Origin of the sequence: Rhodococcus sp. ACPA1 (assembly GCF_002300195.1) — a bacterium.
Lineage (GTDB): Bacteria > Actinomycetota > Actinomycetes > Mycobacteriales > Mycobacteriaceae > Rhodococcus_F > Rhodococcus_F opacus.
This window is the reverse complement of sequence record NZ_NSDX01000004.1, coordinates 678,453-693,573: the sequence shown is the minus strand read 5'-3', so window position 1 is coordinate 693,573 and position 15,121 is coordinate 678,453. Positions and strand designations below refer to the sequence as shown.

Annotated in this window: 13 protein-coding genes; 6 read left to right on the top strand and 7 right to left on the bottom strand. The window is 67.2% G+C overall.

The window, feature by feature from the left end; all coding sequences use genetic code 11:
• Positions 1-5 precede the first annotated feature (5 nt).
• The 5 genes from CJ177_RS21150 (at position 6) to CJ177_RS21130 (ending at position 6,228) form a co-directional block, all read left to right on the top strand.
• Entirely contained in the window at positions 6-1,367 is a 1,362-nt protein-coding gene (locus CJ177_RS21150; protein WP_095868524.1) for an MFS transporter, read from the top strand.
• Positions 1,368-1,416: 49 nt separating this feature from the next.
• Entirely contained in the window at positions 1,417-3,012 is a 1,596-nt protein-coding gene (locus CJ177_RS21145; RefSeq protein ID WP_095868523.1) for an aldehyde dehydrogenase (NADP(+)), read from the top strand.
• Between the two features lie 25 nt (positions 3,013-3,037).
• Entirely contained in the window at positions 3,038-3,973 is a 936-nt protein-coding gene (locus tag CJ177_RS21140) for a 5-dehydro-4-deoxyglucarate dehydratase (protein WP_005567248.1), read from the top strand.
• Complete coding sequence (locus CJ177_RS21135; protein WP_005237938.1) at positions 3,973-5,244, top strand: glucarate dehydratase family protein; 1,272 nt, start codon at positions 3,973-3,975, stop codon at positions 5,242-5,244. Before CJ177_RS21140 ends, CJ177_RS21135 begins: the two co-directional genes overlap by 1 nt.
• A 90-nt stretch (positions 5,245-5,334) precedes the next feature.
• Positions 5,335-6,228 carry a LysR substrate-binding domain-containing protein gene (locus CJ177_RS21130; protein ID WP_005237937.1) on the top strand — a complete coding sequence of 298 codons (894 nt, stop codon included), beginning with the start codon at positions 5,335-5,337 and terminating at the stop codon, positions 6,226-6,228.
• Between the two features lie 12 nt (positions 6,229-6,240).
• Here CJ177_RS21130 and CJ177_RS21125 read toward each other — a convergent pair whose 3' ends face one another.
• From CJ177_RS21125 to CJ177_RS21095, 7 genes are all read right to left on the bottom strand, one after another.
• The gene (locus tag CJ177_RS21125; protein WP_061044314.1) at positions 6,241-6,723 is read right to left on the bottom strand and encodes a carboxymuconolactone decarboxylase family protein; all 483 of its coding nucleotides are present in this window, start codon (positions 6,721-6,723) and stop codon (positions 6,241-6,243) included.
• Positions 6,724-6,960: 237 nt separating this feature from the next.
• On the bottom strand, positions 6,961-8,196 hold the full coding sequence (locus tag CJ177_RS21120) for a fatty acid desaturase (protein WP_061045650.1): 1,236 nt from the start codon (positions 8,194-8,196) through the stop codon (positions 6,961-6,963).
• A 147-nt stretch (positions 8,197-8,343) separates the two neighbouring features.
• Complete coding sequence (locus tag CJ177_RS21115; protein WP_095868522.1) at positions 8,344-9,885, bottom strand: bifunctional 3-(3-hydroxy-phenyl)propionate/3-hydroxycinnamic acid hydroxylase; 1,542 nt, start codon at positions 9,883-9,885, stop codon at positions 8,344-8,346.
• Complete coding sequence (locus CJ177_RS21110; protein WP_061697030.1) at positions 9,882-10,238, bottom strand: DoxX family protein; 357 nt, start codon at positions 10,236-10,238, stop codon at positions 9,882-9,884. The genes CJ177_RS21115 and CJ177_RS21110 overlap by 4 nt, the downstream gene beginning before the upstream one ends.
• Positions 10,235-12,124, bottom strand: a complete 1,890-nt coding sequence (locus tag CJ177_RS21105) for an acyl-CoA synthetase (RefSeq protein WP_061697031.1) — start codon at positions 12,122-12,124, stop codon at positions 10,235-10,237. The genes CJ177_RS21110 and CJ177_RS21105 overlap by 4 nt, the downstream gene beginning before the upstream one ends.
• A complete protein-coding gene (locus CJ177_RS21100; RefSeq protein WP_095868521.1) occupies positions 12,121-13,059 on the bottom strand; it encodes a fumarylacetoacetate hydrolase family protein in 939 nt (312 codons plus the stop codon). Before CJ177_RS21100 ends, CJ177_RS21105 begins: the two co-directional genes overlap by 4 nt.
• Positions 13,056-14,189 (bottom strand): VOC family protein, encoded by a 1,134-nt coding sequence (locus CJ177_RS21095; protein WP_095868520.1) that lies wholly within the window; start codon positions 14,187-14,189, stop codon positions 13,056-13,058. Before CJ177_RS21095 ends, CJ177_RS21100 begins: the two co-directional genes overlap by 4 nt.
• Positions 14,190-14,480: 291 nt before the next feature.
• On the opposite strand from CJ177_RS21095, the gene CJ177_RS21090 reads away from it, so the two are divergent.
• Positions 14,481-15,068, top strand: coding sequence for a hypothetical protein (locus tag CJ177_RS21090; protein ID WP_095868519.1), 588 nt, complete (start codon positions 14,481-14,483; stop codon positions 15,066-15,068).
• Positions 15,069-15,121 lie beyond the last annotated feature (53 nt).

Genomic DNA, 15,121 nt, shown 5'->3' with positions numbered 1-15,121 from the left:
CACCGATGACCCTCCCCCTCGCCGTTTCCCCGGCAGTCGACAGCGCGGTCTCCAAGATCTTCCGTCGCGTCGTCCCGCTGTTCATCGTCATGCTCATCTGCAACCAGCTCAACAGGTCCAACATCGGTTACGCGCAGACGCATCTCGAGGCGGACGTGGGCATCGGCGCTGCGGCGTACGGCTTCGGTGCGGGTGTCTTCTTCATCGCCTATGCGATCTTCGAACTGCCGTCGAACGTGCTCATGGAGAAGTTCGGCGCCAAGGTGTGGCTCACCCGCATCATGATCTCGTGGGGCCTGGTGTCCGCGGCGATGGCGTTCGTCAACGGCCCGGAGATGTTCTACGCCCTGCGGTTCCTCCTCGGTGTGGCGGAGGCCGGCTTCTTCCCGGCCATCATCTTCTACTTCACCCGCTGGCTGCCGAACAACCACCGCAGCCGCGCCACGGCACTGTTCATCGCCGGATCCTCCATCGCGGCCGCCATCTCCGGACCGATGTCCGGACCGCTGCTGTCCCTCGACGGACTCGGCGGACATCACGGCTGGCAGTGGATGTTCGCGCTGGAGGGACTGCTGTCGGTGGTCGTCGGTTGCTTCGCCTACCGCCTGCTCGACTCGAAGATCGACGACGCGAAGTGGCTCACCGGAGCGGAGAAGCACGACCTGCAGGCCGTCATCGCCGAGGAGGACGTGCTGCGCAGTGAGGCGTCCGCGAAGCGTGGCGAGTCGGGCTCGCGGTGGAAGCTGCTCCTGCAGCCGCGGATCCTGGTGTGCTGCGGCATCTTCTTCGCGATCACCATGGCGATCTACGCCAACACGTTCTGGTTGCCGTCGATCATCCGCCGCATCCCGGGCACCACCGACGTCACCGTCGGGCTGCTCTCCTCGTTGCCGTGGATCTGCGCGATCTTCGCGATGTACTTCTCCAACCGCTCCGCCGACCGCACCGGACGGCACAAGCCCTACCTCGTCGCCGCGCTGCTCATCGGCGGTATCGGCACGATGGCCGCCGCATTCGTCACGCCCTGGCTGGCGCTTCCGCTGCTGTGCATCGCGACGATGGGATTCAAGAGCGCGAGCCCGCTCTTCTGGTCGATTCCGCAGCGCACGCTCCACCCGATGGTGCTGGCGCCGGCGATCGCGATCATCAACTCGCTGGGCAACCTGGGTGGCTTCGTGGCCCCGTTCGGCTTCGGAGTGATCAAGGAGCAGACCGGCACGGTGACGATGGGCCTGGTCGTGCTGTCGCTCTTCGCCCTGGCCGCGGCCGCGGCGGTGACCTACTTCCGGCGCGACAAGGAAGACATCGACGACGTCGCCGACCTGGCAGAGGTGGGCTCCGACGAGCCCACCGTGGCCGCCAAGTGACCTCTCACCGGCACATACGAAACGCAGACGAGAACCGAGGACGTGAATCATGACAGCAACGGTGAACCGGACCGACGTGACCGGACAGATGATCATCGCAGGAAAGCCCGTCCAGGGTTCCGGCACGACGATCCACGGCATCGACCCCACCACCGACGGCCGGCTGGAACCCGGCTTCGCGCACGGTGACGAACGGGACGTCGACGCCGCCTGCGCCGCCGCCGCCGAGGCGTTCGCGCCGTTCCGCGCCACGAGCAGCGACAAGCGCGCCCAGTTCCTCGAGGCGATCGCCGACAACATCGAGGCCCTCGGCGAGACGCTCATCGCACGGGCCTGCGCCGAATCCGGACTTCCCCAGGGCCGCATCACCGGAGAGGTGGGCCGCACGTCCGGACAGCTGCGGCTGTTCGCCGGTGTCCTGCGTGACGGCGGCTGGAACGGCGCCCGCATCGATCCCGCGATGCCCGACCGGACGCCCCTGCCCCGTGCCGACATCCGGCAGCGGAAGGTGCCGCTCGGACCCGTCGCGGTGTTCGGCGCGAGCAACTTCCCCCTCGCCTTCTCCGTCGCCGGCGGAGACACCGCGTCCGCGCTGGCGGCGGGCTGCCCCGTCGTCGTGAAGGCCCACGACGCGCACCCCGGCACCTCCGAACTCGTCGGCCGCGCCATCGCCGACGCCGTCACGAGCACCGGCATGCCCGCGGGCACGTTCTCCCTGCTGTTCGGCTCGGGCCGCGGGCTCGGCACCGCACTCGTCACCGACTCGCGCATCAAGGCCGTCGGATTCACCGGATCCCGTTCCGGTGGAACCGCTCTGGTCGCCGCTGCCGCCGCACGTCCGGAACCCATCCCGGTGTACGCGGAGATGAGTTCGATCAACCCGGTGTTCGTTCTCGAGAACGCGCTCACCACGCGGGGCGCCGAACTCGGTCGCGCCTTCGTCGGGTCCCTGACGCTCGGATCCGGACAGTTCTGCACCAACCCCGGACTCGTCATCGCGGTCGACGGTCCCGGACTCGCCTCGTTCGTCGAGTCCGCGAGCGCCGCCGTCGCCGGGAGCACGCCCACGCCGATGCTCACCCCGAACATCGCCGGCTGCTACGCGGACGGCGTCACCGCGCTCACCGGAGCCGCGACCGTGGAGGCGCGCGGCACCGAATCCGACGCGCCGAACACCGGCCGGGCAGCGCTGTTCAGCACCGACGCCGACACGTTCCTGGGTTCGGAGGTGTTGCAGCAGGAGGTGTTCGGTTCGTCGAGCCTGATCGTCCGCTGCCGCAACGCCGAGCAGGTGCGGGCCGTCGCGGCCAAGCTCGAAGGTCAGCTCACCGCGACCGTCCACGTCGACGACGCCGATCTCGACGAGGCCGGACGGCTGCTGCCCGTCCTCGAACTCAAGGCCGGACGAATCCTGTTCAACGGCTGGCCCACCGGGGTCGAGGTCGGCCACGCGATGGTGCACGGTGGCCCGCACCCCGCGACATCCGACTCGCGCACCACGTCCGTGGGCTCGCTGGCGATCGAACGGTTCCTGCGTCCCGTTGCCTACCAGGATGTTCCGAGCTCGCTGCTCCCCGCCGCCATCGCCGACGGCAACCCCGACCAGTTGTGGCGTCGCATCGACGGCCGACTCACCCAAGCCTGATTTTCCCTTCGTGAAGGAGTTCCCCATGCTCGACGGCGTCCTGTTCTTCCCCGTCACACCGTTCACCGCATCCGGCGACGTCGACTACGACCGGCTCGCCGAGCACGTCGCCAAGGGTGTCGACGCGGGCCCCGGAGGTGTCTTCATCGCCTGTGGCACCGGCGAATTCCACGCCCTCGGGCTGGAGGAGTTCGGCAAGATCGTCGCCAAGGCCACCGAGGTCGTCGCCGGACGCGTCCCCGTGTTCGCCGGGGCCGGCGGCTCGGTGCAGCAGGCCAAGGAGTTCGCCGCCAGCGCGAAGGCCAACGGCGCCGACGGCATCCTGCTGCTCCCGCCGTACCTGGTGACGATGCCGCAGGCCGGGCTGGTGGAGTACACCCGCGCGGTCGCCGACACCACCGACCTCCCGCTCGTCGTCTACAACCGCGGCAACGCCCGGTTCGACGAGGCGGCCGCCGTGGAGGTGGCGCAGTTCCCGACCGTGGTCGGGTTCAAGGACGGCACCGGTGATCTCGACAAGGTGGGCCGCATCGTCCGTGCGGTGAAGGACGCGCTCGCCCCCTCCGGCAAGCCGTTCCTGTTCTTCAACGGCATGCCCACCGCCGAGGTCACCCAGCAGGCGTACCGCGCGATCGGCGTCACGCTGTACTCGTCCGCGACGTTCGCGTTCGCGCCCGAACTCGCTCTCGGGTTCTACGAGGCACTCGAATCCGGCAACGAGGAACTCACCGACGCGCTGCTCCGCGACTTCTTCCACCCCTTGGTGCGCCTGCGTGACCAGGTGCCCGGATACGCGGTGTCGCTGATCAAGTCGGGGGTCGCGATGGAAGGTATCGACGCCGGGTCGGTGCGGCCGCCGCTCGTCCCGACGAGCGAGGCCCACCTGCGGGAACTCGCGCAGATCACCGCAGCCGGGCGCGCCGTTCTCGCCGACGCACTCGCCGTGCAGGCGGCGGTCTGATGACCGCCGCACCCATCCGGATCACCGGCGCACGGATCACGCCCGTCGCGTTCGTCGACCCGCCGCTCCTCAACACCGTCGGGGTGCACCAGCCCTACGCGCTGCGTGCGATCATTCAGCTCGACACGGACGGCGGGCTCGTCGGCCTCGGTGAAACGTACGCCGACACCGCCCACCTCATCCGGCTCGAGGCGGCCGCCGAGGCGATCGTCGGGCTGGACGTGTTCGCGCTCAACGCGATTCGCGCGGCGATCGACGAGAAGGTCGCGACCCTGACCGTCACGGGCGGTGACGGTGTCGCGGGCATGATCACCACGGCCAGCACCACCGACCGCGTGTTCTCCCCGTTCGAGGTGGCGTGCCTCGACGTGCAGGGCAAGGCCCTCGGCCGTCCGGTCTCCGATCTGCTCGGCGGCAAGGTGCGCGATGCCGTCCCGTTCAGCGCCTACCTGTTCTACAAGTGGGCCGGGCACCCCGGCGCCGAACCCGACGAATGGGGCGAGGCGATCGACCCCGACGGTCTGGTCCGTCAGGCGCAGAAGATGATCGGCGAGTACGGCTTCGAGGCCATCAAGGTCAAGGGCGGCGTGTTCTCACCGGACGAGGAGATCGCCGGCATCAAGGCGCTGCGCGCCGCGTTCCCCGACCTGCCGCTGCGTCTCGACCCCAACGCCGCGTGGACCGTCGACACGTCGATCAGGGTTGCGTCGGAACTCGACGGCATCGTCGAATACCTGGAGGACCCGACGCCGGGCCTCGACGGCATGGCCGAGGTCGCACGTGAGGCGAAGATGCCGCTGGCCACGAACATGTGCGTCGTCGCGTTCGATCAGCTGAAGCCTGCGGTACTGAAGGATTCCGTCCAGGTCGTGCTGTCGGATCACCACTACTGGGGTGGCCTCCAGCGGTCGCGGCTGCTCGCCGGTATCTGCGACAACTTCGGTCTGGGCCTGTCGATGCACTCCAACTCGCACCTGGGCATCAGCCTGGCCGCGATGGTGCATCTCGCCGGCGCCACACCGAACCTCACGTACGCGTGTGACACGCACTGGCCGTGGAAGACCGAGGACGTCGTCAAGCCCGGTGTGCTGAAGTTCGTCGACGGCGCGGTCCCGGTGCCGACGACGCCGGGGCTCGGTGTCGAGATCGACGAGGACGCCCTCGCCGCCCTGCACCAGCAGTACCTGGACTGCGGGGTGCGCGACCGCGACGACACCGGATACATGAGGTCGGTGGACCCGACGTTCGAGAACACCTGCCCTCGCTGGTAGCTGTCTCACGGAAGGCGCCGACCGCGGTCTCGGTCGGCGCCTTCCGGGTGGGATACATTGAGTCCACCCCGAGGCAAAGGAGTGGATCGAATGTTCTCCCTCGCGCGGCTGTCGTGTTTCATCGCGGTCGCGGAGGAACTGCATTTCGGTCGCGCCGCGGAGCGCCTGCACATGACGCAGCCGCCGCTGAGCCGTCAGATCCAGCAGCTCGAAAGCGAACTCGGCGTGCAGTTGATCGACCGCACCAGCCGATCCGTCACCCTCACCGCCGCCGGTGCGGCGTTCCTGCCCGACGCCCGGCGCATCCTGAGTCTGTCGGAGAGTGCCGCCCTGACGGTGCGGCGCGTCCCGGCCGGCGACCTCGGCACCGTCGTCGTCGGGTTCACCGGCGCCTCCGCGCACGCGGTGCTGCCGAGGTTGCTCGAGGCGGCCCGCGACCGACTACCGGACGTGAAAGTCGTTCTGCGGGAGATGGTCACATCCGTGCAGATCGAATCGTTGATCAGCGGTGAACTGGACCTCGGGCTGATCCGCCCCATCCTCACCCGCCCCGGCATCGACACCCGCCCCATCCATCACGAACGGCTCGTCGCCGCGCTGCCCGCCGGTCACCCCCTCGCCGACGCCGAGCAGCTGGCGGTGGAGGATTTCGACGATCAGCCCGTCGTCATGTATTCGCCCGTCGATGCCCGGTACTTCCACGAACTGCTCATCAGCACGTTCACGATCGTCGGTGCCTCCCCGCGCTACGTCCAGTACGTCACGCAGGTGCACACCATGCTGGTGCTCGTCCGGTCCGGGCTGGGCATGGCCCTCGTCCCCGAATCCGCGCAGACGATGCACCCGGAAGGGGTCGTGTTCCGCCCCGTCTCCGCCGTCCGCGACCGGCCCGTCCAGATGAACGCCGCCTGGCGTTCGGACAACCGGAACCCCGCGCTGCGCAGGTTCATGGAGGACGTCCTCCCACAACGGGAGTGGGAATGAGAATCGGAGCGCTCAGAGCGTGAGCTTGCACGTCTGACCGATGTCGAGCACCCGCAGCACCCGGCCCGTCCCCAGCCACAACGCGCACGACAGCGCCAGGTCGGTCAGGATCTCGTCGGAGAAATGCTCGTGACACCGCGCCCAGAAGTCCTCGTCGTCACGGAGCGCGGTGTGATCGGTGGCGAACCGGTGGGCGAACTCCGCCGCCGTCCGCTCCTCGGCGCTGTACCCCGGCCACGACTCCCACTCGAGAACGTGATCGTAGAAGTGCTCGTCGATCCCCGCATCGGCGCCACCCCTGTCGCGGGTGCCGAGGCACACGGCACACTCGTTCGCCTCCGCGACGGCCATTCGCGCGATCTCCCGGACCCGTAACGGTAACCGGTTCCGGTTGTACACGGCGTCCGTGAACGCCCCGAGCGCACCACCCAGCTCGGGTGAGATCGACAGCCAACCGGCCACGTCATCGTCACTGTAGCTACCTACTCGACTCATCCCCGAATGCTACAGCGGGAGGTGTCGCGGGGGATAGATCTGACACGTGTTCTATGTCAGTACTTGCTGGCAAGGTGCTCGATGAGTCGGGATTTGTGCGCGGGCGGCCGCCGACGGAGTGTCGGCGCGGAAGCATCTGTCGACAGTGGGTCGAGATCTGGCGCCCCGCACCCCGAACCGCTCGTGACGAGTAGCCGACCGCATCCTCCGCGGCGGGCCCCTTTGGTTAGTTGATTGTCAGCGCATTCCGAGGATTCGGCGGACGACGCCGCGTTTGCGCTTCTTCTCGATCGTCGTCGCCAGGCCGATACGGCGTCCGGTGAGCGGATCGGTGGCGGGGGGACCGCCGAACCCGGCTTCGGACGCGGTTTCGGGTGCTGCGTCGCGGGTGTCCGTGAGGTATTTGTCGGGAAGCGAGAGTTTCGCGATGGTGCGCCACGACTTCCAGTACTGCACTGCGAGCGGGCCGGTCGTGTACGGCAGGTCGTACTTCTCGCACAGCTGCTTCACGCGGATCGAGATCTCGTGGTAGCGGTTGGACGGCAGGTCCGGGAAGACGTGGTGCTCGATCTGATAGCTCAAGTTGCCGGTCATGAAGTCCATGACGGGGCCGCCCGAGATGTTCGCGGAGCCGAGCATCTGCCGCAGGTACCACTGGGCGTGCGTCTCGTTGTCGACGTCCGTCTTGGTGAATTTCTCGGCGCCGTCCGGGAAGTGACCGCAGAAGATCACGGCGTTGGTCCACAGGTTGCGGACGAGGTTGGCGGTCCCGTTCGCCTTGGCCGTGGACTTCCATGCCTTGCCCGTCAGTGCCGGGTAGACGACGTAGTCCTTGAGGGTCTGCCTGCCGAGCTTTGCGAGCACTTCCTTGCCGCGCTTCTTGGTGAGTTCACGGTCGTCCCGGCCCCGGGTCACTTTGCCGAGCTCGAGCAGTTGGATGGCGAGGCCGTACTGGAACAGCGCCGCGAGGATCGCGTTGTAGGCGAGGTTGCCGAGGTAGAACGGCTTCCAGCGCTGGTCACGGGTGACGCGGAGCAGGCCGAATCCCACGTCGTCGTCCATGCCGAGGACGTTGGTGTATTTGTGGTGTGCGTAGTTGTGGGTGATCTTCCAGTGCGCCGACGGATCGGCGTTGTCCCATTCCCAGTTCACGGAGTGCACTTCGGGGTCGTTCATCCAGTCCCACTGCCCGTGCATCACGTTGTGCCCGAGCTCCATGTTCTCGATGATCTTCGACAACGAGAGCATCCCGGTGCCCAGCACCCACAGCGAACGCTTGCGGGAGCCGAAGAGCACCGCCCGGCCGCCGAGTTCCAGTCCGCGTTGCAGCCGGATGGTGTTGCGGAGGTACCGGGCGTCGCGTGCCCCGCGGGATTCCTCGATGTCCCGTCGGATCGCATCCAGGTCGCGGCCGATGGCCTCGACGTCGGCGTCCGTCAGGTGCGCGTACTCCTTGATGTCCGATATCGCCATGCACCTACGGTACCGTAAGTTACGGTCCCGTAGGTTACGGGCGAGTATTTTATGACGCGAATCACTTCGACTGGTACGCAGCGATTTTCGATGTCGAATGGTGCACGGGACGAGCGAATATCGCGTGCTCGCGCCCGCTGGGGTGGGTCACTGGGTGAGGAACGTCGGCACGTGGTCGGTGTGGAAGCGGGGGAGGGTGGTGCAGACGGCGGACAGGTCGTTGCCGCTACTCAGGACGGTGCCGTCGGGCCGGATGATGGCGGCGCGGGCGCGGGCGCGGTGTAGCCAGTGGTGCAGATCGGTGCCGGGTCGAGCCAGCAGGACTGTGCCGCCGCGTTGTTCGATGTCGGTGCGTTGTGTCGGGGTCGGGGAGAGGGAGGTGACAACCGCGAACCGGCCGGCGACGACCTCGGCGAATCGGCGACCCCGGTCGAGGTCCGGATTCGGGATCAGTCGGCCCGCTCGGCTTCTGCGTAGTCGAGGTCGTTCTATCAGAGTGGAGCGGTGGAGGGCCGGCGTCTCGCCGTCCATGATCTTGTCGCTCAGGCCCGGCATACGGTGCAGCAGTGGTACGACGATGCGACGGATGAGGTTGCCGAGTTCACATCCTTCGGTCATGGCCATTCCGACGAGCTTGGCGCGCCGGATCAGTGCGAGCGCGTGGGGCTTGCGTTCGATCTCGTAGGTGTCGAGTGCGCTTTCGGGCAGATCCCCGGTGAGGACGCCGGCAAGTTTCCAGGCGAGGTTCATCGCGTCGCGGATCCCCGCCCCCATCCCCTGTCCGATGAACGGTGGTGTGAGATGGGCGGCGTCGCCGAGTAGGAACACGCGCCGGTCGCGCCATCGGTCCGCGATTTGGGCTCGGAAGGTGTACTCGGCCACGCGGACGAGCGTCAGGTCGTCGACCGGTGTTTTCCGCGTCCACGGCGAGATGAGGGGTTGCAGTCGAGCCATGTCGCGATAGTCGTCGGCGGTCTCGCCGGGCTGGAGCCGGAACTCCCAGCGGTAGCGAGTGTTTCCGATCCTCATGTATGTTGCCGCGCGCACGGGGTCGCACACCTGGTGGGCGCCCTCCCACTCGCCGAGGTCGGCGGTGGTCGCGACGTCGACAACCAGCCAGCGTTGTTCGAACTTCAGGTCCCGCATCGTTGCCTGAATCTGGTCTCTGACCAGACTGTTGGCGCCGTCGCAGCCGAGGACATACCTGGCCTGCACCGATTCCTGCACACCGGTGCTTCGGTCGGTGAAGTCGACGCGAATGGTGCCGGGCGTGTCGTCGGTCAGCCCGGTGACCGCCACGTTGCCGCGCAGGGAGGCCTTCGGGTGCCGTTTCAGGTTGGCGCGCAGGATCTCCTCGAACTGCGGTTGGTCGAACATGTTGGCCTCGGGGTAGCCGTGTACGCCCGGTCCGGGGTCTCGGTGAAACTCGGTGAGAACGCGCATGTTCCGGTCGAGAAGCCGCAACCCGAGGCACGGCCGGGAGATCGTCGCGAACTCGTCGGCGATCCCGAGGTGCGCCACGATCCGGTGGATCTCACCGTCGAGGTGGACCGCCCGCGGCTGCGCATAGACGCCCTCCCAGCGCTCGAGTATCAGGCACTCGACACCGTACTGGGCCAGCAGCGTGGCGGCGGTCAGTCCGGTGGGCCCGGCACCGACGATGACGACTGGGACGACCCGCTCGCTCATCGGATCGATCCGAACAGGACTACGAGGTAGGCCACGATCGCTACGCCGACGACGATGGCGGGCGCCATCTCACGCAGTGCGTCACCGTTCCGTACGTGCGTCACGACTGCACCCACCATCAGGATCAGCAGCCCGATGCCGGCTGCGGCGCCGAGCGCCGGCACGAGTCCGCCGATCAGGAGACCGACGGCACCGGCGACCTCGAGCGCACCGATACCCCGATACGTGCTGACGGGCATACCGACGTGGGCTGCTCGTTCCCGCATCGGCGAGGTCGCCGCTATCTTGCCGACGCCGAGCAGGAGGTAGAAGACAGCGAGGCAGAGTGCCAGAACTAGTGATGCGGTGGTCATGTGCGCACCGTGACCTTCCAATTGATCGCGTATCGGTCCAGGATCGCCTTGACCGTCGGTTCGCCGACAGATCCATCGATCTCGACAGTGGCGAGGATCGAACCGTCCTCGACGGACGCACGGATGCTGTCGATGCCTGCGACGGCGGCGAGGGCATGCTCGAGTTCGCGCCGTGTCGCGTCGGCGCGCAGTGCGAGCTTGTAGAGCTTGCCTACCGCCGTGACGGGCAAAGCGGGGAGGATGGTGACCGCCTTGGGTGCCGCGGCCCGTTCGGGGACGCGCTCGCCCGCCCAGGCTTGTAGCTCGTGAGCGGTGATACCGGCGTCGGCGACAACGGTGACGTAGGCAACGGGCACTTCGCCGGCATGGGCATCGGGCCGCCCCACCGCGCTGACCGCGGTGACCTGCGGATGGGCCAGAAGGGCGTCTTCGATGACCGCTGGATCGATGTTGTGCCCGCCCCGGATGATGACGTCCTTCGCGCGTCCGACCAGGTAGATGAAGCCGTCGCTGTCGACGCGCGCCAGGTCGCCGGTATCGAGCCAGCCGTCGACCAGTTTGCCCATGCCGTCGAGAACGGGTCCGTGTTCGTCGTGGGCGGCGACATAGCCGGCGAACACCGTCGGACCGCTGATCGCCAGCACTCCGGTCGCTCCGGTGGGCAGGTCTTCCCAGGTGCCGTCTTCGCGGACGCGTACCACTTTGACCTGCTGATAGGGCATCCGTAGCCCGACCGAGCCAGGACGTGGCGCGTCGGTGAAGCTGCGTGCCGTCGCGCAGGTTGCCTCCGTCAGTCCGTAGCCTTCGAGGAGGGGCACACTCGTGTGATCCTGGAACTTTTCGATGAGCGCGGCCGGTAGAGGCGACGCTCCCACCATGGCGAATCGCAGACTGCTGATGTCGGCATCGACCGGGCGCTGCGCGAGGGCCGCGTATACGGTGGGCACCGCGCTCATCGACGCGATGCGGTAGTGCTCGACGATCTTCCAGAATTCGCTGGACAAGTCCGGGTCGCGATAGCCGAGCGGGCCGGCCCACACCACACCCTGGCCCTTGAACAACGGCGCCAGCAGCGTGACCATCAAGGCGTTGACATGAAACAGCGGCAGGGCGGCGAATACGACGGAGTCCGAGTCCCACGACGAGTTCGCGGCCAGCATCCAGGCATCGGCGACCTCGTTGTCGTGGGTGTGGGCGGCCAGCTTCGGAACACCGGTGGTGCCACCGGTGTGAAACAGTGCGGCCACGTCGAACCCGCGGGGTGGATCACCGATGAAGTCGGAGGAATCGATATCGGCCGACAGCGCACTGAGGTAACCGATCTGCACTCCGTCGACCTCGGGCAGGTCCGCAGGCGCGCCGGCAGCGCCGGTGGGCCGCAAGACCAGCACGGCGTCCACCTTCCCGCTCACGGCAATCTGGTGCGCGGCCTCCCATGTCTCGGGCGCAAGTTCCGGCCCGGCCGCGACGAGTACCCGGGCACCCGAGCGGCGCAACAATTCGGCGATGTGCTGCTGCGACTGCGCGGCGTTGATGGGAGCTGCGATGCCGGCAAGCTGTGCGGCGAGAGTAGCGGGGATCAACTCGGCGCAGTTGGGCGCCATCAGGGCGACGGAGTCGTGACGCCGCACGCCCAGACGATGGAGCAGGTTCGCGTAACGATGAACATCGTCGAGTAGTTCGGAGAAACTGCGCTGCACCGGCTCCCGCCACCGTGCGCCGTCGGGAAGGACGGTGAGCGCGAGGCGATCCGGCCACTTGCGGGCCGCGCGGGTGAGCAACGCAGAGGTGGATTCGGGAAGCCCCCGATCGCGCAGCGGCACGGCCTCGATCGTCGCGAGATCCGTGGGCGCCGCGTAATGCGGCCACAGCAGGTCGGTGGTCATCGGGCGTACCTCACCACCGTGCGCTGGCGCCCCAAGTCGATGGTCCCGTCGTCTGTGAAGACGGTGGCTTCGATGAGGTCGCCGTCCTGCAGATAGTTCGAATTCTTGGCCTGGCCCGCGAAGAAGAGCTTCCATTTGACTGCGGGCGGTAGCAGGGAGGAGAGGATTGCGATCGGCTTCGGTGGGGCGCTCAGTGCCGTCCCGACCGGCGTTCCGGTCAGCAGCAAGTCCCCGGCATCGAGGCGCTGAAACCGGGTCAGCGCCTGCAAAGTCTCGGTCGGCTGGTAGATCATGTCGGCAACGGTCATGTTCTGGCGCGGCTCGCCGTTGACCCAGAGCCGCAGGCGCAGGTCGGTGAACCTCTTCAGTTCGTCGCCGTCCAGCAGTACCAGCGCGGGGCCGACCGGGGTGAACGTCGGGTATGACTTGGCCTCGTAGAACTGCGTTTTGGGAAGCTGGATGTCGCGCGCGGAGATGTCGTTGGTGACAACCAGTCCGGCAGCGTAATCGGCGAGAGTGTCTGCGGTGATCGCCGTCCCGACCGGGATGTCGCGGGCGAGGACGAGCCCGATCTCCACCTCGTAGTCCAGCAGTCGGACATGGGCAGGACGGATCACGTCGTCGTTGGGGCCGCTGATCGACCCGGAGGACTTTCGAAAGAAGGTCAACGGAATGGTGTCGGGGTTCATCCCGGCGTCCTCGACGTGCGAAGCGAAGTTCGTCATCTGTGCGACCACCCGGCAGGGGGCGGTGACCGGGGAGAGCAACGAGAGGGTCTCGACGGCCACGGTGCCCTCGCTGGACGCCGCTGCCTCGACGGCCGGCCGGTCGGCCAGCAGTTGGGCGGTGGTGGTGGCCTCGGTGTCTACCCGTGCGGCACCCGTGGGTGTGACGACCCACCAGGCGTCGACGGTGCGGAGGACGGAGATGGTCATGAGCTGGCAACTTTCAGAAGGCCGCGGAGGCGGTGGAGGTCGAATTCGTTGTCGGCGCGCAGCGCGTTGACAATGGCGCGCAATTCCTGGAGTGATTCCCGACCGGGGTTCAATCCGAGGAAGTCTTTGGTGGCGGACGGCCCCCACTGGGCCAGGCCGGACGCGGTCATCGGTGCCCAGCCCGCGTCGAGTGTGCTGTCGAAAAGATCGCCGTCGCTGAAGTGCTCGACCATGAATCCGTCGGGGTCGCGCCAGTAGTCGAAGATTTGGCTGCCCTGGATGTGCCGGCCGATGCCCCAGGACCGGCGGTAGCCCCGGTCGAGCAGGTATTCGCCTCCTGCAGCGAGGCAGTCGAGGTCGGCGACCTGATATGCCGAATGCACGTAGCGGTTGGCCGGGCCGAGAACCATCGCGAGCGTGTGATGGTCGGTGGGCGTGGCGCCCCGGTCGCAGCGGATGAAGCTCATGATCGGGCCCCGGGCCCGTTGACCGGGGTAGTACAGGAAGTCGCTGACGATCAGTCCGAGGTGCTCGAGGTACCAGTTGAGTGTTTCGAGGTATGTCGTCGTCTGGAGCACGACGTGACCGAGCCGTTGCACGGTGGCCGGCGCGCGGGGTGGCCGCTGAGGGGCGTTCACCCGCCCGCGGTCGTGTCCGAAATTCAGTGGGAGCGGGGCCTGATCGGACAGCGCCGCCAACTCGAACGTGTCGGACACGACGCGGACTCCCAAAGCGCTGGGATCTGTGAGATCGACCGTGATCCCGCCCAGACTCTCGGGGAGGGGCACGACCGCACCTCCGACCGCGTCCGCCAATCGCAGCACGTCGGTCGAGTCGGCTGCCCGGAAGGCTGGACCGACGAACCGCGACCGCGGGCCTCGGCGGATGAGCACGCAGGGCGAGCCGGGGTCTGTACCGCGCAACTGCAGTTCGTGTGCGGCGCGGAGCGCCGTCGTAAAACCGAAGGCATGGGCGAATGCCTCCGCCCGCTCGAGGTCGGGCTTCTCGAACTCCAGCCACGCGAGGTCATGCACCTTGATGATCGGCTCGGCGGCCCGCCCCCGGTGTTCGCCCGCCAGGGCGCCCTGCTCACTGTGCAGACCGGTATGCGGGTCATGGTGGACACTCATTGACCACTCCCTTCGATTTATGACGATATCGTCACTTACGACCATATCGTCAGTCAAGAGTATTTGAGGAATTCGTCAATATTGATGACGGGCGCTAGGGTGGGGCGAGGTCAGGCGGATCAGGAGATGAGCGGGCGCAGGCATGATCGAGCAGGTCCCCGAGCCGCCGAAGCGCCTGGAACCGCGCGCGGCGCCACTTCCGGGCCGAGGAGGAGCTCTTTCGCGCGGTAGTGGAGGAGGCCCTCGACCGCCACGGGCAGACGCGTCGTCGACGGGATACGAATGGCTGGAATGGGATTGGTGCAACGGTTGCTCGGGCAAGACAGATTCGAACCGATTCGCGTGGTGACTGAAGTGACTGGCGGGGCCGGCGAGACGAATCGGGAAGAGATTCCCGTGGAGCATGTCGTCGCGCTCCTGCGGGAGCGTGTGTACGGCGCGATGACGTGTTTGGCGACGCTCGCCGTCCTCGTCCGCTATACGGCTCCCGAGACGAGCCCATGGGCGCGGGTCATGGATGTTGCGGTGGCCACCGGCGGGTTCTGGGCAGCGAGCCTGCTGGCCGACTGGGTAGCACACCTCGGCGCGTACCACCGTACTCCGCGCGGACGGGCAGCGCTGCGGATGCTCCAGGCTTCCGGCCAGATCGTGGAGGCCGCGGTCTTGCCCCTGCTGGCATTGGTCGCAGCCGCCTTCGGGCTACTGAGCACATCCACAGCGATGTGGATAGCGATGTGGATCCTCGTCGTCGAACTTGGCGTAATTGCTCTACTCGCCGTGCGAATGGCCCAATTGCGTTGGTGGCAACAGCTGTTCACCGTCGCAGGTTTGGTCGGCGTGGGCGTTCTCGTGGTCGGGATCAAGATCCTCGGCCATTAGGCTGGACCGATGTGGCGACTGCTCGCGGAGTGGAGTAGTTGCCGATTTTGAGG

Coding starts and splice junctions, on each gene's coding strand:
- CJ177_RS21150 (WP_095868524.1), top strand. CDS start 6: ATGACCCTCCCCCTCGCCGTTTCCCCGGCAGTCGACAGCGCGGTCTCC.
- CJ177_RS21145 (WP_095868523.1), top strand. CDS start 1,417: ATGACAGCAACGGTGAACCGGACCGACGTGACCGGACAGATGATCATC.
- CJ177_RS21140 (WP_005567248.1), top strand. CDS start 3,038: ATGCTCGACGGCGTCCTGTTCTTCCCCGTCACACCGTTCACCGCATCC.
- CJ177_RS21135 (WP_005237938.1), top strand. CDS start 3,973: ATGACCGCCGCACCCATCCGGATCACCGGCGCACGGATCACGCCCGTC.
- CJ177_RS21130 (WP_005237937.1), top strand. CDS start 5,335: ATGTTCTCCCTCGCGCGGCTGTCGTGTTTCATCGCGGTCGCGGAGGAA.
- CJ177_RS21125 (WP_061044314.1), bottom strand. CDS start 6,723: ATGAGTCGAGTAGGTAGCTACAGTGACGATGACGTGGCCGGTTGGCTG.
- CJ177_RS21120 (WP_061045650.1), bottom strand. CDS start 8,196: ATGGCGATATCGGACATCAAGGAGTACGCGCACCTGACGGACGCCGAC.
- CJ177_RS21115 (WP_095868522.1), bottom strand. CDS start 9,885: ATGAGCGAGCGGGTCGTCCCAGTCGTCATCGTCGGTGCCGGGCCCACC.
- CJ177_RS21110 (WP_061697030.1), bottom strand. CDS start 10,238: ATGACCACCGCATCACTAGTTCTGGCACTCTGCCTCGCTGTCTTCTAC.
- CJ177_RS21105 (WP_061697031.1), bottom strand. CDS start 12,124: ATGACCACCGACCTGCTGTGGCCGCATTACGCGGCGCCCACGGATCTC.
- CJ177_RS21100 (WP_095868521.1), bottom strand. CDS start 13,059: ATGACCATCTCCGTCCTCCGCACCGTCGACGCCTGGTGGGTCGTCACA.
- CJ177_RS21095 (WP_095868520.1), bottom strand. CDS start 14,189: ATGAGTGTCCACCATGACCCGCATACCGGTCTGCACAGTGAGCAGGGC.
- CJ177_RS21090 (WP_095868519.1), top strand. CDS start 14,481: ATGGGATTGGTGCAACGGTTGCTCGGGCAAGACAGATTCGAACCGATT.